Source organism: Streptomyces dengpaensis (assembly GCF_002946835.1).
Lineage (GTDB): Bacteria > Actinomycetota > Actinomycetes > Streptomycetales > Streptomycetaceae > Streptomyces > Streptomyces dengpaensis.
Map to the genome: position 1 here is coordinate 6,670,629 of NZ_CP026652.1, position 22,085 is coordinate 6,692,713.

A 22,085-nucleotide genomic window follows, 5' to 3' on the forward strand; every position below is an offset into this window, starting at 1 on the left:
CGAGGACGAGCGCGAAGCGCGATAAGGGGGTCTGGAGGCGGGAGCCCCCAGGTACGGGACGGGTAGGGGCGGAGGGGGCGAAACAACCCCGAGCCGCCCCCGTCAGCCCGTCAGGGAGAAGCTGGCGGATAGAGCGACCGTGGGAGCTGGGCTGCCGCCGCCGCGTCCAACAGCCACAGGGTGCGCGAGCGCCCGTAGGCGCCGGCCGCCGGGGCCTGGATCTCACCCGCGCCCGAGAGGGCGATCGCCGCGGCCTGCGCCTTGTCCTCGCCCGCCGCGAGCAACCACACCTCGCGGGCGGAGCGGATCGCGGGAAGCGTGAGCGAGATCCTGGTCGGCGGCGGCTTCGGCGCGCCGTGCACACCGACCACCATCCGCTCCGTCTCCCGCACCGCCGGCAGCTCCGGGAAGAGCGAGGCCACGTGGGTGTCCGGACCGACGCCCAGCATCAGGACGTCGAACGTCGGCACGGAACCGTGGTTCTCGGGCCCCGAGGCCTTCCTGAGGTCGGCGGCGTACGACTCCGCCGCCGCCTCCACGTCGGCGCCGAACGGACCGTCGGACGCGGGCATCGGGTGCACCCGCGCGGGGTCCAGCGGCACCGAGTCCAGCAGCGCCGCACGGGCCTGCGTGTCGTTGCGGTCGGGGTCGCCCTCGGGCAGGTACCGCTCGTCGCCCCACCACAGGTCGAGGCGGCCCCAGTCGACGGCGTCCCGGGCGGGCGCGGCCGCGAGGGCCGCGAGGAGTCCGTTGCCGTTGCGGCCGCCCGTGAGCACGACCGAGGCGTAGCCGCGCGAGGTCTGCGCGTCCACGATCTTCGTGATCAGCCGGGCCGCGGCGGCCTGGGCCATCAGCTCCTTGTCGCGGTGGACGACAAGCTGCGGAGTGCTCACTTGGCGGCCGCCTCCTGCGCGGGAGCCTTTTTGGCCGTCTTGACCGCACCCGCATCCGCATCCGGCGCGGAGGCCTCCTCGGAGTCCTCGGTCGCCGTCGCGATCAGCCGGTCCACCCCGTAACGCAGCGCCGACGCGTACGTGTCGTCCGGGTCGAGGCGGCGCAGCTCCTCCGCGATCAGCTCGGACGTCTCGCGGCGCTTGAGTGCCACCGCGCGGTCGGGCTGCCCCTGGATGGACAGGGTCGCCAGCGAGCCGTCGGCCCGGTCGAGCACGATCGGGCCGCAGCTCGTGTCGAGCCGGACGCCGGTGAGGCCGGGGCCGGAGGACATGGTGCGCTGGACGGGGACGCCGAGGCGGTCCGCGAGCCACATCGCCAGCAGCTCGCAGCTCGGGTTGAACTCCTCGCCCTCCACCTCGACCGCGGCCACCTCGCAGGTGACCTGGTCCAGGGCCGCGGCCAGCATCGAGCGCCAGGGCGTGATGCGGGTCCACGACAGGTCCGTGTCACCGGGGGTGTAGGCGTCGGCGCGGGCGCTCAGCTCCCGTATCGGCGCCTCGGCGGCGTAGGTGTCGGTCACGCGGCGCTGGCCGAGCGCGCCGAGCGGGTCGTTTGCCGGGTCGAGCGGAGCGTTCACCGGCCACCAGACGACGACGGGCGCGTCCGGCAGGAGCAGCGGCAGGACGACCGACTGGGCGTGGTCGGCGACCTCGCCGTACAGGCGCAGGACGACCGTCTCGCCGGTGCCTGCCTCGGCTCCGAGGCGGACCTCGGCGTCGAGGCGCGACTTCGTGCGGTCGCGGGGCGAACGCGAGACGCGCTTGATGACCACGAGGGTGCGCGAGGGGTGCTCGCGCGAGGCCTCGTTGGCGGCCTTCAGGGCGTCGTAGGCGTTCTCCTCGTCGGTGACGATGACCAGGGTGAGCACCATGCCGACGGCGGGTGTGCCGATGGCACGGCGGCCCTCCACCAGCGCCTTGTTGATCTTGCTGGCCGTGGTGTCCGTGAGATCGGTCTTCATGGGCGCCGCCAGCTCCGTCCGTCTCGTTCGAGCATCTCGTCCGCCTCGACCGGGCCCCACGTGCCCGCGGGGTACTGCGCGGGCTTGCCGTGCTTGTCCCAGTACTCCTCGATCGGGTCGAGGATCTTCCAGGACAGCTCGACCTCCTCGGTGCGCGGGAAGAGGTTCGAGTCGCCGAGCAGGACGTCGAGGATCAGCCGCTCGTACGCCTCCGGGCTGGACTCCGTGAACGACTCGCCGTACGCGAAGTCCATCGAGACGTCCCGGATCTCCATGGAGGTGCCCGGCACCTTGGAGCCGAAGCGGACCGTGATGCCCTCGTCGGGCTGGACGCGGATGACGATCGCGTTCTGGCCCAGCTCCTCCGTCGCGGTGTGGTCGAAGGGGGAGTGCGGTGCCCTCTGGAAGACGACCGCGATCTCGGTGACCCGGCGGCCGAGGCGCTTGCCGGTGCGCAGGTAGAAGGGCACGCCCGCCCAGCGGCGGTTGTCGATCTCGACCTTGATCGCGGCGTAGGTGTCGGTCTTCGACTTGGGGTCGATGCCGTCTTCCTGGAGATAGCCGACGGCCTTCTCGCCGCCCTGCCAGCCCTCCGCGTACTGCCCGCGGACCGAGTTCTTGCCCAGGTCCTTCGGCAGCCTCACGGCGCCGAGCACCTTGGTCTTCTCGGCGGCGAGCGCGTCCGCGTCGAAGGAGGCGGGCTCCTCCATGGCGGTGAGGGCCAGCAGCTGGAGCAGATGGTTCTGGATGACGTCACGGGCCGCGCCGATGCCGTCGTAGTAACCCGCGCGGCCACCGATGCCGATGTCCTCGGCCATGGTGATCTGCACGTGGTCCACGAAGGACCGGTTCCAGATCGGCTCGAACATCTGGTTGGCGAAGCGGAGCGCCAGGATGTTCTGGACGGTCTCCTTGCCGAGGTAGTGGTCGATGCGGAAGACCTGGTCCGGCGCGAAGACCTCGTGGACGACCGAGTTCAGCGCCTCGGCCGACTCGAGGTCGTGGCCGAAGGGCTTCTCGATGACCGCACGGCGCCAGGAGCCGCCCGACTGGTCCGCCAGGCCGTGCTTCTTCAACTGCTTGATGACCACCGGGAAGGCGGACGGCGGCACGGACAGGTAGAAGGCGAAGTTGCCGCCCGTGCCCTGTGCCTTGTCCAGCTCATCGATGGTGGAACGCAGGCGGTCGAAGGCGTCGTCGTCGTCGAAGGTGCCCTGAACGAAGCGCATGCCCTGGACGAGCTGCTGCCAGACCTCCTCGCGGAAGGGCGTGCGAGCGTGCTCCTTGACCGCGTCGTGGACTTCCTGGGCGAAGTCCTCATGTGCCCACTCGCGGCGTGCGAAGCCGACGAGCGAGAAGCCCGGCGGCAGCAGACCCCGGTTGGCGAGGTCGTACACGGCGGGCATCAGCTTTTTACGTGACAAATCGCCCGTGACGCCGAAGATCACCAGGCCCGACGGCCCCGCGATACGCGGGAGCCGTCGGTCTGCGGGGTCACGCAGCGGGTTGCTGCTTGACAAGGTTTCAGCCCTCCGAGGGGGCGAGGCGCTGAAGCTCCGCCTCGGTCGACTTGAGGAGGTCGTTCCAGGACGCCCCGAACTTGTCGACGCCCTCGTCCTCCAGTAGCTGGACCACGTCGTTGTACGAGATCCCGAGCTTCTCGACCGCGTCGATTTCTGCGCGGGCCTGCTCGTACGTACCGGCGATGGTGTTACCGGTGATCTGGCCGTGGTCCTCGGTGGCCTCCAGGGTGGCCTCCGGCATGGTGTTCACCGTGTTCGGCGCGACCAGGTCGTCGACGTACAGGGTGTCCTTGTACGCCTTGTCCTTGACGCCGGTCGAGGCCCACAGCGGACGCTGCTTGTTGGCCTGCGCCCTGTCGAGGGCCGCCCAGCGGTCGGAGGAGAAGACCTCCTCGTAGGCCTGGTAGGCGAGCCGGGCGTTGGCGAGACCCGCCTTGCCGCGGACGGCCTTGGCCTCGGGCGTGCCGAGCGCGTCGATCCGCTTGTCGATCTCGGTGTCCACACGCGACACGAAGAAGGACGCCACGGAGTGGATCTTCGAGAGGTCGAGACCCCGCTCGCGGGCCTTCTCCAGGCCGCTCAGGTAGGCGTCCATGACCTCGCGGTAGCGCTCCAGCGAGAAGATCAGCGTGACGTTGACGCTGATGCCCAGGCCGATGACCTCGGTGATCGCCGGAAGACCCGCCTTGGTCGCCGGGATCTTGATCAGGGTGTTGGGGCGGTCCACCAGCCAGGCCAGCTGCTTGGCCTCGGCGATGGTCGCCTTCGTGTTGTGCGCCAGACGCGGGTCGACCTCGATCGAGACCCGGCCGTCCTGGCCGCCGGTCGCGTCGAAGACCGGGCGCAGGATGTCGGCGGCGTCGCGGACATCTGCCGTCGTGATCATGCGGATGGCTTCTTCGACGGTGACCTTGCGGGCGGCGAGGTCGGCGAGCTGCTGCTCGTAACCGTCACCGCTGCTGATCGCCTTCTGGAAGATCGACGGGTTGGTGGTGACGCCCACGACGTGCTGCTGGTCGATCAGTTCGGCGAGATTGCCGGACGTGATCCGCTTGCGCGACAGGTCGTCCAGCCAGATCGCGACGCCTTCCTCGGAGAGGCGCTTGAGTGCGTCTGTCATGGAAATTGCATCTCCTACGTGTCGTATATCAGCGTCAGCGCTGGGCTGCGGCGATCGATTCCCGGGCGGCATTGGCGACGTTCTCGGCAGTGAAACCGAATTCACGGAAGAGCACCTTGCCGTCGGCCGAAGCACCGAAGTGCTCCAGCGAAACAATGCGTCCGGCGTCTCCGACGAACCGGTGCCAGGTCAGACCGATACCGGCCTCGACCGCGACCCGCGCCTTCACCGACGGCGGCAGCACGCTGTCCCGGTACCCCTGGTCCTGCTCCTCGAACCACTCCACGGACGGCATCGACACGACCCGCGTCGGCACACCCTCCGCCTGGAGCTGCTCGCGCGCCTCGACGGCCACGTGCACCTCGGAACCGGTGGCGATCAGGACCACCTCGGGCTCGCCGCCATCGGCCTCGAACAGGACGTAACCGCCCTTGGCGGCATCCTCGTTGGGCTCGTACGTCGGCACGCCCTGACGGGTCAGCGCGAGGCCGTGCGGGGCACCCTTGCCGAACACCTTCGTGTAGCGCTTGAGGATCTCGCGCCAGGCGATCGCGGTCTCGTTGGCGTCCGCGGGACGGACGAGGTTGAGACCGGGGATCGCGCGCAGCGAGGACAGATGCTCGATGGGCTGGTGCGTCGGGCCGTCCTCGCCCAGACCGATCGAGTCGTGCGTCCACACGTACGTCACCGGCAGATGCATGAGGGCCGACAGGCGCACCGCGTTGCGCATGTAGTCGGAGAACACCAGGAAGGTGCCGCCGTAGATGCGGGTGTTGCCGTGCAGCGCGATGCCGTTCATCTCCGCGGCCATGGCGTGCTCACGGATACCGAAGTGGATCGTGCGGCCGTACGGGTCGGCCTCGGGCAGCGGGTTGTCCGCCGGGAGGAACGAGCTGGTCTTGTCGATCGTGGTGTTGTTCGAGCCGGCCAGGTCGGCGGAGCCGCCCCACAGCTCGGGGATCACCGCGCCGAGCGCCTGCAGCACCTTGCCGGACGCGGCACGGGTGGCGAGGCCCTTGCCCGCCTCGAAGACCGGGAGCTTCTCCTCCCAGCCCGCGGGCAGCTCGGTGGCGGCGATGCGGTCGTAATCGGCGGCGCGGCCGGGGTTGGCGGTGCGCCACGCCTGGTACGACTTCTCCCACTCGGCCTTGGCCTGGACGCCCCGGTCGAGAGCCTGGCGGGTGTGCGCGAGAACCTCGTCGGCGACCTCGAAGGTCTGCTCCGGGTCGAAGCCGAGGACGCGCTTGGTGGCCGCGACCTCGTCGTCGCCGAGCGCCGAGCCGTGCGCGGCCTCGGTGTTCTGCGCGCTCGGCGCGGGCCAGGCGATGATCGAGCGCATCGCGATGAAGGACGGCTTGTCCGTCACCTTCTTCGCGGCCTCGATCGCGTGGTAGATCGCCTGCGGGTCCAGGTCGCCGTTCGGCTTCGGGTCCACGCGCTGCACATGCCAGCCGTACGCCTCGTACCGCTTCACGGTGTCCTCGGAGACGGCCGTCTCCGTGTCGCCCTCGATCGAGATGTGGTTGTCGTCCCACAGCAGGATCAGGTTGCCGAGCTCCTGGTGGCCGGCCAGCGAGGACGCCTCCGAGGAGATGCCCTCCTGCAGACAGCCGTCACCGGCGATGCAGTAGATGAAGTGGTCGAACGGGGACTCGCCCTTGGGGGCGTCCGGGTCGAACAGACCGCGCTCGTAGCGGGAGGCCATCGCCATGCCCACCGCGTTGGCGACACCCTGGCCGAGCGGGCCGGTCGTGGTCTCCACGCCCGTCGTGTGACCGTACTCGGGGTGCCCCGGGGTCTTGCTGCCCCACGTCCGGAAGGACTTCAGGTCGTCCAGCTCCAGGCCGAAACCGGCCAGGTAGAGCTGGGTGTAGAGGGTCAGGGACGAGTGGCCGGCGGACAGCACGAAGCGGTCGCGTCCGACCCAGTCGGCGTCCGCCGGGTCGTGCCGCATCACCTTCTGGAAGAGGGTGTACGCGGCGGGCGCGAGGCTCATCGCCGTACCGGGATGGCCGTTGCCGACCTTCTGTACGGCATCGGCGGCCAGGACGCGGGCGGTGTCCACGGCCCGCTGGTCCAACTCGGTCCACTCGAGGTCTGTGGTGGTCGGCTTGGTGCTCACCCTGAGTCAGGGCTCCTCTCCACATGTCACGCATGTCGAATGCCGGTGCACTGGGCGCCACCGGCCGTTGTCGAGCCTACCCCCGTAAGTACGTGCGTTTTTTCGAGTCATTCCAGACTGCCGGGACTCTTCGGGATCCGCCTCCCGACAAGGCCGTTCCCTGTCCGGCAAGTGAATACGGAGCCGCTCGAAGGAGTGCTCAATCGAGTGTCTGCCGGCTCTTCCAGCAGTGCTGCTCAACACGACCCCACCCCCGCGAAGGTCGAGGTCTGGGCAACGTCTAAAGTGGCGTGGTACGCGCGAGCCGTCACGGGGAGTTCACACCCGGGGGCTTGCTGGGATGTCTCTGTCAGGGGTGTGCGTGACGGCCGTCGAATCCCGTCCAGCGGGGGTACTGGAGGCGAGCGAGAGCTCGAGCCACCGGCCGTTCGGGGCCCGTGTCAAGGCGTTCGTGGCGCTGACCAAGCCGCGGATCATCGAACTGCTGCTGATCACCACCGTTCCGGTGATGTTCCTGGCCGACCAGGGAGTGCCCGACCTGAAGCTGGTGCTCCTCACCTGCCTCGGCGGCTACCTCTCGGCGGGCGGCGCCAACGCGCTGAACATGTACATCGACCGTGACATCGACGCCCTCATGGAGCGCACCTCGCAGCGCCCGCTGGTCACCGGCATGGTCAGCCCGCGCGAATGCCTCGCCTTCGGCATCGCCCTCGCCGTCGTCTCGACGCTGCTGTTCGGCCTGACCGTCAACTGGCTGTCCGCCTGGCTGTCGCTCGGAGCACTCCTCTTCTACGTCGTCGTCTACACGATGCTCCTCAAGCGGCGTACGTCGCAGAACATCGTGTGGGGCGGCATCGCGGGCTGTCTCCCGGTGCTCATCGGCTGGTCGTCCGTCACGAACTCCCTGTCGTGGGCGCCGGTCATCCTCTTCCTCGTCATGTTCTTCTGGACGCCGCCGCACTACTGGCCGCTGTCCATGAAGGTGAAGGACGACTACGCGCGCGTGGGCGTGCCGATGCTGCCGGTCGTCGCCTCCAACAAGGTGGTCGCCCGACAGATCGTCATCTACAGCTGGGTGATGGTCGCGGTCTCGCTGCTGCTCACCCCGCTCGGCTACACCGGCTGGTTCTATACGGCGGTCGCGCTCGCCGCCGGCGGGTTCTGGCTGTGGGAGGCGCACGGGCTGCAGAACCGCGCCAAGGCCGAGGTGACGGGCGGCAAGCTCAAGGAGATGCGGCTGTTCCACTGGTCGATCACCTACGTGTCGATCCTGTTCGTCGCCGTCGCGGTGGACCCCTTCCTGCGCTAGCGCTTTGGGCGGGCGGGGTGCGTGGTCAAGGCCACGCACCCCGCCCGTCGCTGTTTGATCCACTCGTCGATAGCATCCTGACCATGGCAGACACGCAACAGGTTGACGAGACCACCGGCGCCGCCCAGGACGCCAAGGCCGAGCGCAAGGCAGCCAAGCTTGCTCAGCAGATCTCCGCCTTCTCCAAGGCGCACGGCGGAGCCGAGGGCCAGGTCGCGTACATCGGGCAGAAGGGCGCCCGGATCGTGCTCGTCGGCGAGGACGGTGGCTGGGGCGACCTCGTGGCGCCCACGTACGCGATCGCCGAGGAGGCCGTGAAGAAGGCGGGGATCACGGTTCACGAGGCGTTCGACGGGGAGTTCGCGGCGAAGGTGGAGACGGGGCCGTACGAGTGGAAGCGGATGGCGGGGATTCAGGTTGGGGCGCCGGGTAACGACTGACGTTATCTGTCATCTGTTATCCGTCGGATGACAGTTGATATCCGTCAGCTGTCATCCGTCATCCGTCGGCTGTGATCCGTCAGCTGTCGGCTGTTATCCGTCGGCTGTGATCCGTCGGCAGTTCGCACGGGGGTGTGCGCGAGCAACACCTGATGCCCGGTTCACCCGTTAGGACCTGAGAAGGCACGGTCCAGTCGCGGGAGTCCGGATGATCGAAACGCCGTCCCTGGTGGACCAGTACTGCCACGGCGTACTGAGGACGGAGCTGGGCCTCGGCACATTCGAGGCCCACCTCGCCAGAACCGAGGGCCCGCCCGCCCCCGGCACCACCCTTTTCGACACCCAGACCGGTTTCGCCGTGCGCCGCTGGTGCCCGCCGTTGCTCGGTCTTGAGCCGCACTGTCCGCCCGCCCGCTATCTGGCCCGGCGTCGTGAACTCGGCGTACTGGAGTCGGGCCGCAGGCTGCTGAGCGGCAGTGGCATCACGACGTATCTCGTGGACACCGGGCTGCCCGGAGATCTGACCGGGCCCGGCGAGATGGCGTCCGCGGGCGGTGCCCACGCGCACGAGATCGTCCGCCTGGAGCTGCTGGCCGAACAGGTCGCCGACACATCCGGCACCGTCGAGTCCTTTCTCGCCAATCTCGCGGAGTCCGTCCACGGGGCCGCCGCGACCGCCGTCGCCTTCACCTCCGTGGCGGGCGTACGGCACGGTCTGGCGCTCGCGCCCGAGCCGCCCGGGCCCGGGGAAGTGCGCGGCGCGGCGGGCCGCTGGCTGGCGGGTCGCCGGGTGGGCGGGCCGCTCAGCGACCCCGTCCTCCTGCGCCATCTGCTGTGGATCGCGGTGGCCTCGGGCCTGCCCCTGCAACTCCACGCCGGACTCGGTGAACCCGGGCTGCGCATCGACCGCACCGACCCCGTCCTGCTCACCGACTTCGCCCGCGCGACGGCCGGACTCGGCACCGACCTGGTCCTTCTACACGGCTACCCGTACCACCGGCACGCGGCGCACCTCGCCGGGGTCTTCCCGCATGTGTACGCCGACCTGGGCGCGGCCCTGGTCCGTACGGGGGCACGGGCGGCGGCCGTGCTCGCCGAGATCCTGGAGCTGGCGCCCTTCGGCAAGCTCCTTTTCTCCAGCGGAGCACAGGGGTTGCCGGAGCTTCATGTGGTCGGGGCACGTCTCTTCCGTGAGGCGCTCGCGCGGGTGCTGGGCAACTGGGTCGCCGAGGGGGCCTGGTCGTTGGCCGACGCGCAGCGCGTGGCGGGGCTCATCGCGGCCGGTAATGCGCGCCGGGTGTACGGGGTGGAGTGAGGCCCGCCAGACTCTGCCCCTATGACTGACGACGCAACGGCCCGCCTGCTGAAACGCCTCCTCACCGATCTGCGCGCCCTCGCCCCGGTCGCCCTGTGGGCGCACGGTTCGCTCGCCGGGGGCGACTATCAGGAGGGGCGCAGTGATCTCGATCTGATCGCCGTCCTGGAGGGACCGGTCTCGATCGGCACGATACGGAAGCTGGTCTGGCTGCACCGACGGCTGCGAGCCGACGAGCCGCTGGCTGTGAAGCTGCACTGCAGCTATCTGACGCCCGACACTCTGGCCGGCGCCGAGCGGTCGTACGCCACCTGGGCCCACGACCGGCTGCTGAAACGACCGGTCACCCCGGTCACCCGCCGCGAACTGCATGCCTTCGGACGCGTCCTGCACGGCGCATCGCCCGAGGAGCTGCTGCTGCCGCCCGTCCCGGACCAGGAGCTCGACGATTTCGTCGTACGGGACCAGAAGGAGTTCTGGCGGCCCGCGGTCGACAAGGCCAGGCTCTGGACGCAGAACGATTGGGTCGACCTCGGGGTGATCACCTTCGCCCGGGCGACCGTCACCCTGCGGGACGGCCGGCTGATCTCCAAGCGGGAGGCCCTGGAACTGCTCCCCGGGCTCGGGGCGCCGGCCGAGGTGGTCGACGACATCAGGAGGCGGCGTTACGAGGATCCCGCGCCGCCCACCGAGGAGTGGACGGCGCGCAGGTCCGAGCTGACCCGGGACTACCTCGGTCCCGCCATGGACGCCTTGGTCACCACGTACGAGCGATCTACGCGCGCGTGAGCGGATACGAGCGGCCTACGCGCGCGTGAGCGGATACGAGCGGCCTACGCGCGCGTGAGCGTCGCTTCCGTGGCGGGAGCCGGCAGTTCGGCCGCGACGTCCGGGCGCTCGCGCAGCGACAGCAGGACGCGGAGGACCGCGATCCACATCAGGCAGGAGCCGAACATGTGGAGGCCGACCAGGACCTCGGGGAGGTCCGTGAAGTACTGGACGTAGCCGATGAGGCCTTGGGCGAGCAGGATCAGGAACAGGTCGCGGGTGCGGTTCAGCGGGCCCTTGGGGGCGTCGACCGCCTTGAGGACGAACCACAGGGCGAACGTCAGCGTGACCACGATCCAGGCGAGCACGGCGTGCAGCTTGCTGACGGTCTCCCAGTCCAGCGGCATGCGCTCGACCTCGCTGGAGTCGCCCGCGTGCGGGCCCGAGCCGGTCACCACCGTGCCGACCGCGATCAGCAGCACCGCGGCCACCACCAGGACCCACACCAGCTGCCGCACCGACTTGCCGACCAGGGGCCGGGGCTCCGCGTCGCCCTCCCGGGTGCGCTGCCACATCACCGTGGCGACCGCGATCAGGGCGGAGGACAGCAGGAAGTGGGCGGCGACCGTATAGGGGTTCAGACCGACCAGGACGACGATGCCGCCGAGGACCGCGTTGCCCATGACGACCCAGAACTGGGTCCAGCCGAGCCGGGTGAGGCTCCGCCGCCACGGCTTCTGCGAGCGCGCGGCGATGATCGCCCAGCCGACCGCCGCGCACAGGACGTACGTCAGCATGCGGTTGCCGAACTCGATGACGCCGTGGACGCCCATCGCGCTCGTCGTGGTGAGCGAGTCGTCGGTGCACTTGGGCCAGGTCGGGCAGCCGAGGCCCGAGCCGGTCAGCCGTACGGCACCGCCGGTGACCACGATGACCACCGACATGACGAGTGCGGCGAGGGCCGCGCGCTGCACCGTCCGGGGGGTCGGGGTCCAGCGTGCGGCGATGAAGGCGAGTGGGTTGCGCACGGCGGCTACGGCATCGGCGCGGGTCACGTTTGGCACGCGCACCATCGTAGGGGCCCGCTTGTGCACACTTTCACGAGGGGCACCCGATGAGGCCCTGCCGAGGAACATCCCAGCTGCTCCCGTGGAAGAACATCTGCTCCCGCGGACGAACATCCCCTCCCGCGGGAGAACTTTCCCGGCTACTCCCAGCGGAAGAACTTCCCGGCAGCCGCCAGCCCTCCGGCCGCCCACACCGCCAGGATCCCCAGGTTGCCCCACGGCATCCCGGCGCCGTGCTGGAGCACATCCCGCAGGCCGTCGGAGAGCGCCGTGATCGGCAGCAGAGCGAGCACGTCCTGCGCGCCGGACGGGAACTTGTCGAGCGGGACGACCACACCGCCGCCCACGAGCAGCAGCAGGAAGACCAGGTTGGCGGCGGCCAGCGTCGCCTCCGCCTTCAGCGTGCCGGCCATCAGCAGGCCGAGGCCCGAGAAGGCGGCCGTGCCGAGGATCAGCAGGAGGAGTACGGCGAAGGGGTTGCCGTGCGGTGACCAGCCCAGCGCGAAGGCGATCACCGTCAGCAGGACGACCTGGAGGATCTCCGTGACCAGGACGGACACCGTCTTCGCGGTCATCAGGCCCCAGCGGGGCAGCGGCGAGGTGGCCAGCCGCTTCAGCACCCCGTACCGGCGCTCGAAGCCCGTCCCGATGGCCTGCCCCGTGAACGCCGTCGACATCACGGCGAGCGCGAGGATGCCAGGGGCCAGGAAGTCGATCGCCTCGCCCTTGCCCGTGTCGATGATGTCGACCGAGCTGAACAGCACGAGCAGCAGGGTCGGGATGACGACCGTCAGCAGGAGCTGCTCGCCGTTGCGGAGCAGCATCTTCGTTTCGAGGGCGGCCTGCGCGCCGATCATGCGGGGCAGCGGGGCCGCACCGGGTTTCGGGGTGTAGGTCGCGGCGGTGGTCGTGGTCGTGGTCGTCACGAACGCAGCTCCTTGCCGGTGAGCTCCAAAAACACGTCTTCGAGGGTGTGGCGCTCGACCGAGATCCTCTCCGGCATCACCCCGTGCTGCGCGCACCAGGACGTGACCGTCGCCAGCAGCTGCGGGTTGACCTTGCCGCCCACGCGGTACGAGCCCGGCGTCAGCTCGGCCGCCGTGCAGTCGGCCGGCAGGGCCTTGAGCAGGGACCCCACGTCGAGCCCCGGGCGGCCGATGAAGCGCAGGGTGTTCTCCGCGCCGCCCCGGCACAGCGCCTCGGGGGAGCCCTGGGCGATGACCTTGCCCGCGTCGATGATCGCGACGTCGTCGGCGAGCTGCTCGGCCTCGTCCATGTAGTGCGTGGTGAGGATGACGGAGACGCCGTCGGCCCGCAGATCGCGGACCAGGTCCCAGGTGGCGCGCCGGGCCTGCGGGTCGAGCCCGGCGGTCGGCTCGTCGAGGAAGACCAGCTCGGGGCGGCCGACCACGGCCATCGCCAGCGCGAGACGCTGCTGCTGTCCGCCCGACAGACGCCGGTACGTCGTACGGCCGCAGCCTTCCAGGCCGAGCCGTTCGATGAGCGCGTCCACGTCCAGGGGGTGGGCGTGCAGCTTCGCGACATGGCGGAGCATTTCGTCGGCGCGGGCGCCCGAGTACACGCCTCCGGACTGGAGCATCACGCCGATGCGGGGGCGCAGCGCCGAGGCCTGGCGGACGGGGTCGAGGCCCAGGACGCGCACCGTGCCGGAATCCGGTCTCCGGTACCCCTCGCAGGACTCGACCGTGGTCGTCTTGCCCGCGCCATTGGGTCCGAGTACGGCGGTGATGCCCGCCCCGGCCACCAGGTCGAGGCCGTCCACCGCGGTCTTCGTGCCGTACCGCTTCACCAGGGCCTGGACCTGGACCACGGGCTCGCTTCGCATGAGGCGCAAGTCTAAGGACGTCGTCGCGGCGCGGAGCCGCCGGGGGCGGCATCCACGTAGAGGTCCCGTGGCCGGTGCAGCGCCAGCCAGCGTTCCGCGTACGCCACCGCGTCGGCCACCGGGAACAGCCGTGCGTCGGCCGCGCCCACCTGCCCCCGCACGACGGGGCGGTCCCGTTCGAAGTCGGAGCCCAGCTCGTCGAAGCGCTCGGAGGTGATGGACACATCACGCACCACTTCCCAGCCCGTGGGGGACGGGCGCCCCACCTCCACGACGGGCGACGGTATGCGGTACTCGGCCAGGTGGAAGCTCGTGCACGCGTCGTAGCCCGCGCCGAGCAGCAGGATCCGGGCGCCTGCGGCCTCCAGACGGGCCAGCGGGCTGTACTCGCCGAGGCGGCAGTCGGGCGCGTGGCCCTCGACGATCGCCGCCGCGCGCGGGCCGAGCGCCGCGAACGAGGTCTGCGGGTGCGCGCTGCGCAGGGCGCCCGGCCAGTTGCGTACGGTCTCCGGGATCACGCCGACCCCGCGGGAGGGCGTGATGAGCGGGTCGTACGCGGGCATCGTCGCCCGGATGGCCGCCCACCACTCCTCGGGAACCGGCGGGCTGCCCCACAGGGCCGGATCGGAGAGGTCGCCGGATTGGGTCGGGACCACCAGAGTGCCGTCGGGGCCGAGCGCGTCGAGCAGTCCTTGGACGACGGCGACCGGGCCGCCGTTGACCCAGCCGAGGGCGCTGAGGGAGGAGTGCACGAGAAGCGTTTCGCCGGGCTGGACTCCCATTGCGAGAAGCTGTGCGGCGACGGTGTCCCGAGTGACGAGTGGGCCGGTCGGAGGGGGTGTCGACATGGTTCGGCAGTCTCCCGGAGGGCCCGACGGGGTGCCACCGAATTGAGCGGCCAAAGATCGTTTCCGCAGGTCACCTTAGGTTTACCTAAGTGATGCACGGCACCGTCCACCGCTCAGGGCGCCGCTTGTCAGGCTCTGAGGAATTACGCAACAATGGCGTTGTGAAAAACGTTGGCGAGGCTCGGGTGACCCCCACGGGGGCCCCCCAGGAGGAACTCGCGACCGGGGAGCGGTCCACCCGCAACCGGGTCGCGCGCTCCATCCTGGATCACGGCCCGTCGACCGTCGCGGACCTCGCGGGACGTCTGGGCCTGACCCAGGCCGCCGTACGCCGTCATCTCGACGCGCTCGTCGCCGACGACGTCGTGGCAGCGCGTGAGCAGCGGGTCTACGGAGCGCGGACGCGCGGCCGGCCCGCCAAGGTGTTCGCCCTGACCGACTGCGGCCGGGACGCCTTCGACCAGTCCTACGACAAGCTCGCCGCCGACGCGCTCCGCTGGATCGCGGCACACGAGGGCGGGGACGAAGCGATCCTCTCCTTCGCCCGCGCCCGGATCGCGGCGCAGGCGGGCGCCTACCGCCAGGCCATCGAGGCCGCCGCCCCCGACCAGCGCACCGAAGCTCTGGCCAAGGCCCTGAGCGTCGACGGGTACGCCGCGACGGCGCGCAGCGCTCCGGTCGGCGAGCAGCTCTGCCAGCACCACTGCCCGGTCGCCCACGTCGCCGAGCAGTTCCCGCAGCTGTGCGAGGCGGAGACCGAGGTCTTCTCCCAGCTGCTCGGCACACACGTCCAGCGGCTGGCCACCATCGCCCACGGCGACGGGGTGTGCACCACGTTCATCCCCAAGATTTCCAAGACCACTGACAACGCATCTGCAAGCACGGCCGGGAGGAACCCCGCATGACTCTCCCCATGGAGACTGCTCACCCCGAACTCGAGGGCCTGGGCAAGTACGAATACGGCTGGGCCGACTCCGACGAAGCCGGTGCCTCTGCCAAGCGCGGTCTGAGCGAGAACGTCGTCCGCGACATCTCCGCCAAGAAGAACGAGCCGGAGTGGATGACCAAGCTCCGTCTCAAGGGCCTGCGCCTGTTCGAGAAGAAGCCCATGCCGAACTGGGGCTCGGACCTGTCGGGCATCGACTTCGACAACATCAAGTACTTCGTACGCTCCACGGAGAAGCAGGCGGAGTCCTGGGAGGACCTGCCCGAGGACATCAAGAACACGTACGACAAGCTCGGCATCCCCGAGGCGGAGAAGCAGCGCCTCGTGGCCGGTGTCGCGGCCCAGTACGAGTCGGAGGTCGTCTACCACCAGATCCGCGAGGACCTGGAGGAGCAGGGCGTCATCTTCCTCGACACCGACACGGCCCTGAAGGAGCACCCGGAGCTCTTCAAGGAGTACTTCGGCACCGTCATCCCGGTCGGTGACAACAAGTTCGCGTCGCTGAACACGGCCGTGTGGTCCGGCGGCTCCTTCATCTACGTGCCGAAGGGCGTGCACGTCGAGATCCCGCTCCAGGCCTACTTCCGCATCAACACGGAGAACATGGGCCAGTTCGAGCGGACGCTGATCATCGTCGACGAGGACGCCTATGTCCACTACGTCGAGGGTTGTACGGCCCCGATCTACAAGTCGGACTCCCTGCACTCCGCGGTGGTCGAGATCATCGTGAAGAAGGGCGCCCGCTGCCGCTACACGACCATCCAGAACTGGTCGAACAACGTCTACAACCTGGTCACCAAGCGCGCCGTGGCGTACGAGGGCGCGACCATGGAGTGGATCGACGGCAACATCGGCTCCAAGGTCACCATGAAGTACCCGGCCGTCTACCTGATGGGCGAGCACGCCAAGGGTGAGACCCTCTCCATCGCCTTCGCGGGCGAGGGGCAGCACCAGGACGCCGGCTCCAAGATGGTCCACATGGCGCCGAACACCTCGTCCAACATCGTGTCGAAGTCCGTCGCCCGCGGTGGCGGCCGTACCTCGTACCGCGGTCTGGTCGAGATCGGCGAGGGTGCCCACGGCTCGAAGTCGAACGTGCTGTGCGACGCGCTGCTCGTCGACACCATCTCCCGCTCCGACACGTACCCGTACGTCGACGTCCGCGAGGACGACGTGTCCATGGGCCACGAGGCGACCGTCTCCAAGGTCTCCGAGGACCAGCTCTTCTACCTGATGAGCCGCGGTCTGACCGAGTTCGAGGCGATGGCGATGATCGTGCGCGGCTTCGTCGAGCCGATCGCCAAGGAGCTGCCCATGGAGTACGCCCTTGAGCTCAACCGGCTGATCGAGCTGCAGATGGAAGGCGCGGTCGGCTGAGACCCGCCCTCCGGAACCAGCTAGCGAAATCTGACGTAGGAAGAGAGCAGACCGACAGCCATGGCTGAGGCTCAGAACATCCCGGTGGGTTCCACCACCGCCGGCCAGATCGCGGTGGCCGCCGAGTCGACCGTCGCCACGCGCATGAGCGCGCCCCCGTCCTTCGACGTGGCGGACTTCCCGGTCCCCCACGGCCGCGAGGAGGAGTGGCGGTTCACCCCGCTGGAGCGCCTGCGCGGGCTGCACGACGGCACCGCCGTCGCCACCGGCGACGGCGTGAAGGTCGACATCGAGGCGCCCGAGGGCGTCATCGTCGAGACCGTCGGCCGCGACGACGCCCGGCTCGGCAGGGCCGGCACCCCGGTGGACCGCATCGCCGCCCAGGCGTACTCGGCGTTCGAGAAGGCCGGTGTCGTCACCGTCCCCAAGGAAACGGTGCTCACCGAGCCGATCCGCATCGCCGTGCACGGCGATGGCGGGGTCGCCTACGGCCACCAGGTCGTCGAGCTCGGAGCCTTCGCCGAGGCCGTCGTCGTCATCGACCACACCGGTGACGCCGTGCTCGCCGCCAACGTCGACTACATCCTGGGCGACGGCGCCAAGCTCACCGTCGTCTCCGTCCAGGACTGGGACGACAAGGCCGTGCACGTGGGCCAGCACAACGCGCTGATCGGCCGCGATGCCACCTTCAAGTCCTTCGTGGTCACCTTCGGCGGCGACGTCGTACGCCTCCACCCGCGCGTCTCGTACGCGGGCACCGGTGGCGAGGTCGAGCTCTTCGGCCTGTACTTCACCGACGCGGGCCAGCACCAGGAGCACCGCCTCCTGGTCGACCACAACACCCCGCACTGCAAGTCGAACGTCGCCTACAAGGGCGCGCTCCAGGGCCAGGACGCCCACGCGGTGTGGATCGGTGACGTCCTCATCGAGGCCAGGGCCGAGGGCACGGACACCTACGAGATGAACCGCAACCTGGTTCTGACCGACGGCGCCCGGGTCGACTCCGTGCCGAACCTGGAGATCGAGACCGGCGAGATCGTCGGCGCCGGACATGCCTCCGCGACCGGCCGCTTCGACGACGAGCAGCTCTTCTACCTGATGGCCCGCGGTATCCCGGAGCACGAGGCCCGCCGTCTCGTCGTCCGCGGCTTCTTCGCCGGACTGGTCCAGCAGATCGGCGTCAAGGACATCGAGGAGCGCCTCATCGCCAAGATCGAAGAGGAGCTGGAGGCGTCGGTCGCATGACCACCTTCGTACGCGCCTGTGGGCTGAGCGAGCTGGAGGAGGACACCCCGAAGCGGGTGGAACTCGACGGCACGCCGGTCTCGCTCGTGAAGACCGAGGGGGAGGTGTTCGCGATCAACGACATCTGCTCGCACGCGAACGTCTCGCTTTCCGAGGGCGAGGTGGAGGACTGTCAGATCGAGTGCTGGCTGCACGGCTCCGCGTTCGACCTCCGCACCGGCAAGCCGTCCGGCCTTCCCGCGACGCGACCGGTCCCCGTATACCCCGTAAAGATCGAAGGGGACGACGTGCTCGTCTCCCTCACCCAGGAGTCCTGAGGAACCCATGGCAACGCTTGAAATCCACGACCTGCACGTCACCGTCGAGGCCGACAACGCCACGAAGGAGATCCTCAAGGGCGTCGACCTGACCGTGAAGCAGGGCGAGACGCACGCCATCATGGGCCCCAACGGCTCCGGCAAGTCGACCCTCGCCTACTCGCTCGCGGGCCACCCCAAGTACACGATCACCGGCGGCACCGTCACCCTCGACGGCGAGGACGTCCTGGAGATGTCCGTCGACGAGCGTGCCCGCGCGGGCCTGTTCCTGGCGATGCAGTACCCGGTCGAGGTCCCCGGCGTCTCCGTCTCCAACTTCCTGCGCACCTCCGCCACCGCCATCCGCGGCGAGGCGCCCAAGCTGCGCACCTGGGTGAAGGAGGTCAAGGAGACCATGGAGCGTCTCCAGATCGACCCCTCCTTCGCCGAGCGCAACGTCAACGAGGGCTTCTCCGGCGGTGAGAAGAAGCGCCACGAGATCCTTCAGCTCGAGCTGCTCAAGCCGAAGATCGCGATCCTCGACGAGACCGACTCCGGCCTGGACGTCGACGCCCTGCGCATCGTCTCCGAGGGCGTCAACCGCGTCCGCGAGACCGGCGAGGTCGGCACCATGCTGATCACCCACTACACGCGCATCCTGCGCTACATCAAGCCTGACTTCGTCCACGTCTTCTCCGCCGGGCGGATCGTGGAGTCCGGCGGCGCCGAGCTCGCCGACAAGCTGGAGAACGAGGGCTACGAGGCTTACACGAAGGGTGGCGTATCCGCGTGACACAGCTGCCGGGCCTCCTCGACACCGAGGCGATCCGCAAGGACTTCCCCGTCCTGGACCGACTGGTCCACGACGGCAAGAAGCTCGTATACCTGGACAACGCGGCGACCTCGCAGAAGCCGCGCCAGGTGCTGGACGCACTCAGTGAGTACTACGAGCGCTACAACGCCAACGTCCACCGCGGTGTGCATGTGCTCGCCGAGGAGGCCACGGCGCTGTACGAGGGCGCGCGCGACAAGGTCGCCGAGTTCATCAACGCGCCCAGCCGCGACGAGGTGATCTTCACCAAGAACGCCTCCGAGTCGCTGAACCTCGTGGCCAACATGCTGGGCTGGGCCGACGAGCCCTATCGCGTGGACCACGAGACCGAGATCGTCATCACGGAGATGGAGCACCACTCCAACATCGTGCCGTGGCAGCTGCTGTCGCAGCGCACGGGCGCGAAGCTGAAGTGGTTCGGCCTCACCGACGACGGCCGCCTCGACCTGTCCAACATCAACGAGATCATCACCGAGAAGACGAAGATCGTCTCCTTCGTGCTGGTCTCCAACATCCTGGGCACGGTCAACCCGGTCGAGGCGATAGTGCGCCGCGCCCAGGAGGTCGGCGCCCTGGTCCTGATCGACGCCTCGCAGGCGGCACCTCACATGCCCCTCGACGTCCAGGCCCTGCAGGCCGACTTCGTGGCCTTCACCGGCCACAAGATGTGCGGCCCGACGGGCATCGGCGTCCTCTGGGGCCGCCAGGAACTGCTCGAGGACCTGCCGCCGTTCCTCGGCGGCGGCGAGATGATCGAGACCGTGTCGATGCACTCGTCGACGTACGCCCCGGCGCCCCACAAGTTCGAGGCGGGTACGCCCCCGATCGCCCAGGCGGTCGGCCTCGGCGCGGCGATCGACTACCTGAACTCGATCGGCATGGACAAGATCCAGGCCCACGAGCACGCGCTCACCGAGTATGCGGTGAAGCGGCTCGCGGAGGTCCCCGACCTCAGGATCATCGGCCCCACCACGGCCGAGGACCGCGGCGCCGCGATCTCGTTCACGCTGGGTGACATCCACCCGCACGACGTGGGCCAGGTCCTCGACGAGCAGGGCATCGCGGTCCGGGTCGGCCACCACTGCGCCCGCCCGGTCTGCCTGCGCTACGGAATTCCTGCGACCACGCGGGCGTCGTTCTACCTGTACTCCACCCCGGCCGAGATCGACGCGCTGGTCGACGGCCTGGAGCACGTACGGAACTTCTTCGGCTGAGGGATGGGCTAGCGATCGCATGAAGCTTGATTCGATGTACCAGGAAGTCATCCTGGACCACTACAAGCACCCGCACGGGCGGGGCTTGCGGGATGGCGACGCCGAGGTGCACCACGTCAACCCGACGTGCGGCGACGAGATCACGCTGCGCGTGAAGTACGACGGCGAACGGATCGACGACATCTCGTACGAGGGCCAGGGCTGCTCCATCAGCCAGGCCTCGGCCTCCGTACTCAACGAGCTCCTGGTCGGCAAGGACGTGTCCCAGGCGCAGAAGATCCAGGAGACCTTCCTGGAGCTGATGCAGTCCAAGGGCCGGGTCGAACCCGACGACGCGATGGAGGAGGTGCTGGAGGACGCGGTCGCGTTCGCCGGTGTCTCCAAGTACCCGGCCCGGGTCAAGTGCGCCCTCCTCAGCTGGATGGCGTGGAAGGACGCGACGGCCCAGGCTCTGGGCGATGGCGCCGAGAGGAAGACGGCATGAGCGAGAACGAGACCCTGACGACGAAGCCGGCCTCCGAGGAGGAACTGCGCGAGGCGCTGTACGACGTCGTCGACCCCGAGCTGGGCATCGACGTCGTCAACCTCGGCCTGATCTACGGCATTCACATCGACGACGCGAACATCGCGACGATCGACATGACCCTGACGTCCGCGGCCTGTCCGCTCACCGACGTCATCGAGGACCAGGCCAAGTCCGCCACGGACGGGCTCGTGAACGAGCTGCGCATCAACTGGGTCTGGATGCCGCCGTGGGGCCCGGACAAGATCACGGATGACGGCCGAGAGCAGCTTCGGGCGCTCGGGTTCAACGTCTGAGTCCCGTATCCCCGTACGTCATGGCTGTGGCCCCCGGCAGTGTGCCGGGGGCCACGGCTTTTCCCGGTGACGGCCCTGTGCGGTGGTGTCTGTGGCGAGCCCCGGGGAGGAGAGGTTTGTGTACGGGTGTACGCATCGATATGTACACTCGTACGCATGGGATACGTTCTGCTTGCCGGAGCCATCGCCGCAGAGGTGGGCGCGACAACCGCGATGAAGTACAGCGAGGGCTTCAGCAGGCTGTGGCCGTCGCTGGTGACCCTCCTCGGATACGTCATCGCCTTCGTGCTGCTCGCGCAGACCCTGAAGACCGTCGAGATCGGGACGGCGTACGCGATATGGGCCGGGGTCGGCACCGCCGTGATCGCCGCGATCGGCATGCTCTTCCTCGGCGAGGGGCTCGGCGCCGCCAAGCTCGCCGGGATCGCACTGATCATCGGCGGTGTGGTGCTGCTGAATCTGGGCGGTGCGCACTGATGGCCCGCCGGTACGACCCCGAGCGGCGGCAGCGGATCATCGACGCGGCGATCCGCGTCGTGGGCGCCAAGGGGCTCGCCGGGCTGAGCCATCGCTCCGTCGCCGCCGAGGCCGATGTGCCGCTCGGCTCCACCACGTACCACTTCAAGACCCTCGACGAACTCATGGTCGCCGCGCTGCGGCAGGCCAACGAGGGCTTCGCCAAGGTGCTCGCCACGCGCGGCATGCTGGAGGACCCCCAGGTCGACCTCGCGAACGACCTCGCCGCGCTGATGGGCGAGCTGCTCGCCGGCGACCGCACCGGCGTCGAGCTGGAGTACGAGCTCTACCTTGCCGCCCTCCGCCGCCCCGCCCTGCGCCCCGTCGCCGCGGAATGGACCGAGGACATCGCCGCGCTGCTGTCCCGCCGCACCGACCCGGTCACGGCACGGGCGCTGCTCGCGGTGATGGACGGGATCTGCCTGCAGGTGCTGCTGACCGAGGTCGCGTACGACGAGGGGTACGCACGGGAGGTGCTCAGGCGGGTGCTGGACGGGGGGTGAGGCCGGGACTGGGCGGCGGTGGCTCCCGCCCGCGCCGGCGGTTCTGGGGGCTCCCGGACGGGCG

Annotated in this window: 23 protein-coding genes; 14 read left to right on the forward strand and 9 right to left on the reverse strand. The window is 69.3% G+C overall.

Features of this window, described 5'->3' with window-relative positions; translation table 11 throughout:
- Positions 1-110: 110 nt before the first annotated feature.
- From pgl to tkt, 5 genes are read right to left on the reverse strand one after another with little or no spacing between them, the layout of a single operon-like run.
- A complete protein-coding gene (pgl, locus tag C4B68_RS30715) occupies positions 111-893 on the reverse strand; it encodes a 6-phosphogluconolactonase (RefSeq protein ID WP_099505007.1) in 783 nt (260 codons plus the stop codon).
- On the reverse strand, positions 890-1,915 hold the full coding sequence (gene opcA, locus C4B68_RS30720) for a glucose-6-phosphate dehydrogenase assembly protein OpcA (protein WP_099505006.1): 1,026 nt from the start codon (positions 1,913-1,915) through the stop codon (positions 890-892). Before opcA ends, pgl begins: the two co-directional genes overlap by 4 nt.
- On the reverse strand, positions 1,912-3,435 hold the full coding sequence (gene zwf / locus C4B68_RS30725; protein ID WP_099505005.1) for a glucose-6-phosphate dehydrogenase: 1,524 nt from the start codon (positions 3,433-3,435) through the stop codon (positions 1,912-1,914). Before zwf ends, opcA begins: the two co-directional genes overlap by 4 nt.
- A 4-nt stretch (positions 3,436-3,439) precedes the next feature.
- Positions 3,440-4,558, reverse strand: a complete 1,119-nt coding sequence (gene tal / locus C4B68_RS30730; RefSeq protein ID WP_099505004.1) for a transaldolase — start codon at positions 4,556-4,558, stop codon at positions 3,440-3,442.
- A gap of 34 nt (positions 4,559-4,592) precedes the next feature.
- Complete coding sequence (gene tkt, locus C4B68_RS30735) at positions 4,593-6,680, reverse strand: transketolase (RefSeq protein WP_099505003.1); 2,088 nt, start codon at positions 6,678-6,680, stop codon at positions 4,593-4,595.
- 355 nt (positions 6,681-7,035) lie between these two features.
- Here tkt and C4B68_RS30745 point away from each other — a divergent pair, with 355 nt between their 5' ends.
- The 4 genes from C4B68_RS30745 to C4B68_RS30760 all read left to right on the forward strand — a co-directional run bounded on the left by C4B68_RS30745 (position 7,036) and on the right by C4B68_RS30760 (position 10,533).
- A complete protein-coding gene (locus C4B68_RS30745; RefSeq protein WP_099505001.1) occupies positions 7,036-7,989 on the forward strand; it encodes a heme o synthase in 954 nt (317 codons plus the stop codon).
- Between the two features lie 83 nt (positions 7,990-8,072).
- Positions 8,073-8,429 (forward strand): hypothetical protein, encoded by a 357-nt coding sequence (locus C4B68_RS30750; protein ID WP_099505000.1) that lies wholly within the window; start codon positions 8,073-8,075, stop codon positions 8,427-8,429.
- Positions 8,430-8,637: 208 nt separating this feature from the next.
- Positions 8,638-9,744 carry an amidohydrolase family protein gene (locus C4B68_RS30755; RefSeq protein WP_099504999.1) on the forward strand — a complete coding sequence of 369 codons (1,107 nt, stop codon included), beginning with the start codon at positions 8,638-8,640 and terminating at the stop codon, positions 9,742-9,744.
- A gap of 21 nt (positions 9,745-9,765) precedes the next feature.
- Complete coding sequence (locus tag C4B68_RS30760; protein ID WP_099504998.1) at positions 9,766-10,533, forward strand: nucleotidyltransferase domain-containing protein; 768 nt, start codon at positions 9,766-9,768, stop codon at positions 10,531-10,533.
- A gap of 44 nt (positions 10,534-10,577) precedes the next feature.
- On the opposite strand, the gene C4B68_RS30765 is transcribed toward C4B68_RS30760, so the two are convergent.
- The 4 genes from C4B68_RS30765 to C4B68_RS30780 all read right to left on the reverse strand — a co-directional run bounded on the left by C4B68_RS30765 (position 10,578) and on the right by C4B68_RS30780 (position 14,273).
- On the reverse strand, positions 10,578-11,585 hold the full coding sequence (locus C4B68_RS30765; protein WP_099504997.1) for a COX15/CtaA family protein: 1,008 nt from the start codon (positions 11,583-11,585) through the stop codon (positions 10,578-10,580).
- 134 nt (positions 11,586-11,719) lie between these two features.
- Positions 11,720-12,436 carry an ABC transporter permease gene (locus C4B68_RS30770; RefSeq protein ID WP_099505072.1) on the reverse strand — a complete coding sequence of 239 codons (717 nt, stop codon included), beginning with the start codon at positions 12,434-12,436 and terminating at the stop codon, positions 11,720-11,722.
- A 65-nt stretch (positions 12,437-12,501) separates the two neighbouring features.
- Positions 12,502-13,425 carry an ABC transporter ATP-binding protein gene (locus tag C4B68_RS30775; protein ID WP_099505071.1) on the reverse strand — a complete coding sequence of 308 codons (924 nt, stop codon included), beginning with the start codon at positions 13,423-13,425 and terminating at the stop codon, positions 12,502-12,504.
- A gap of 11 nt (positions 13,426-13,436) precedes the next feature.
- On the reverse strand, positions 13,437-14,273 hold the full coding sequence (locus tag C4B68_RS30780) for an AAC(3) family N-acetyltransferase (RefSeq protein WP_099504996.1): 837 nt from the start codon (positions 14,271-14,273) through the stop codon (positions 13,437-13,439).
- A 161-nt stretch (positions 14,274-14,434) separates the two neighbouring features.
- Between C4B68_RS30780 and C4B68_RS30785 the strand changes: the two genes are divergently transcribed.
- The 10 genes from C4B68_RS30785 to C4B68_RS30830 all read left to right on the forward strand — a co-directional run bounded on the left by C4B68_RS30785 (position 14,435) and on the right by C4B68_RS30830 (position 22,021).
- On the forward strand, positions 14,435-15,178 hold the full coding sequence (locus C4B68_RS30785; protein ID WP_099504995.1) for a helix-turn-helix transcriptional regulator: 744 nt from the start codon (positions 14,435-14,437) through the stop codon (positions 15,176-15,178).
- The gene (sufB, locus tag C4B68_RS30790; protein ID WP_099504994.1) at positions 15,175-16,596 is read left to right on the forward strand and encodes a Fe-S cluster assembly protein SufB; all 1,422 of its coding nucleotides are present in this window, start codon (positions 15,175-15,177) and stop codon (positions 16,594-16,596) included. The genes C4B68_RS30785 and sufB overlap by 4 nt, the downstream gene beginning before the upstream one ends.
- A gap of 60 nt (positions 16,597-16,656) precedes the next feature.
- On the forward strand, positions 16,657-17,841 hold the full coding sequence (gene sufD, locus C4B68_RS30795) for a Fe-S cluster assembly protein SufD (protein ID WP_099504993.1): 1,185 nt from the start codon (positions 16,657-16,659) through the stop codon (positions 17,839-17,841).
- A complete protein-coding gene (locus tag C4B68_RS30800; RefSeq protein WP_099504992.1) occupies positions 17,838-18,158 on the forward strand; it encodes a non-heme iron oxygenase ferredoxin subunit in 321 nt (106 codons plus the stop codon). The genes sufD and C4B68_RS30800 overlap by 4 nt, the downstream gene beginning before the upstream one ends.
- A gap of 7 nt (positions 18,159-18,165) precedes the next feature.
- Positions 18,166-18,930 carry a Fe-S cluster assembly ATPase SufC gene (sufC, locus tag C4B68_RS30805; protein ID WP_099504991.1) on the forward strand — a complete coding sequence of 255 codons (765 nt, stop codon included), beginning with the start codon at positions 18,166-18,168 and terminating at the stop codon, positions 18,928-18,930.
- Entirely contained in the window at positions 18,927-20,183 is a 1,257-nt protein-coding gene (locus C4B68_RS30810; RefSeq protein ID WP_099504990.1) for a cysteine desulfurase, read from the forward strand. The genes sufC and C4B68_RS30810 overlap by 4 nt, the downstream gene beginning before the upstream one ends.
- Positions 20,184-20,202: 19 nt before the next feature.
- The gene (gene sufU / locus C4B68_RS30815; RefSeq protein WP_099504989.1) at positions 20,203-20,667 is read left to right on the forward strand and encodes a Fe-S cluster assembly sulfur transfer protein SufU; all 465 of its coding nucleotides are present in this window, start codon (positions 20,203-20,205) and stop codon (positions 20,665-20,667) included.
- Positions 20,664-21,002, forward strand: coding sequence for a metal-sulfur cluster assembly factor (locus C4B68_RS30820; RefSeq protein WP_028803403.1), 339 nt, complete (start codon positions 20,664-20,666; stop codon positions 21,000-21,002). Before sufU ends, C4B68_RS30820 begins: the two co-directional genes overlap by 4 nt.
- A 156-nt stretch (positions 21,003-21,158) precedes the next feature.
- Positions 21,159-21,479: a DMT family transporter gene (locus C4B68_RS30825; RefSeq protein ID WP_099504988.1), complete on the forward strand. Its 321-nt coding sequence runs from the start codon at positions 21,159-21,161 to the stop codon at positions 21,477-21,479.
- On the forward strand, positions 21,479-22,021 hold the full coding sequence (locus C4B68_RS30830; RefSeq protein WP_099504987.1) for a TetR/AcrR family transcriptional regulator: 543 nt from the start codon (positions 21,479-21,481) through the stop codon (positions 22,019-22,021). The genes C4B68_RS30825 and C4B68_RS30830 overlap by 1 nt, the downstream gene beginning before the upstream one ends.
- Positions 22,022-22,085 lie beyond the last annotated feature (64 nt).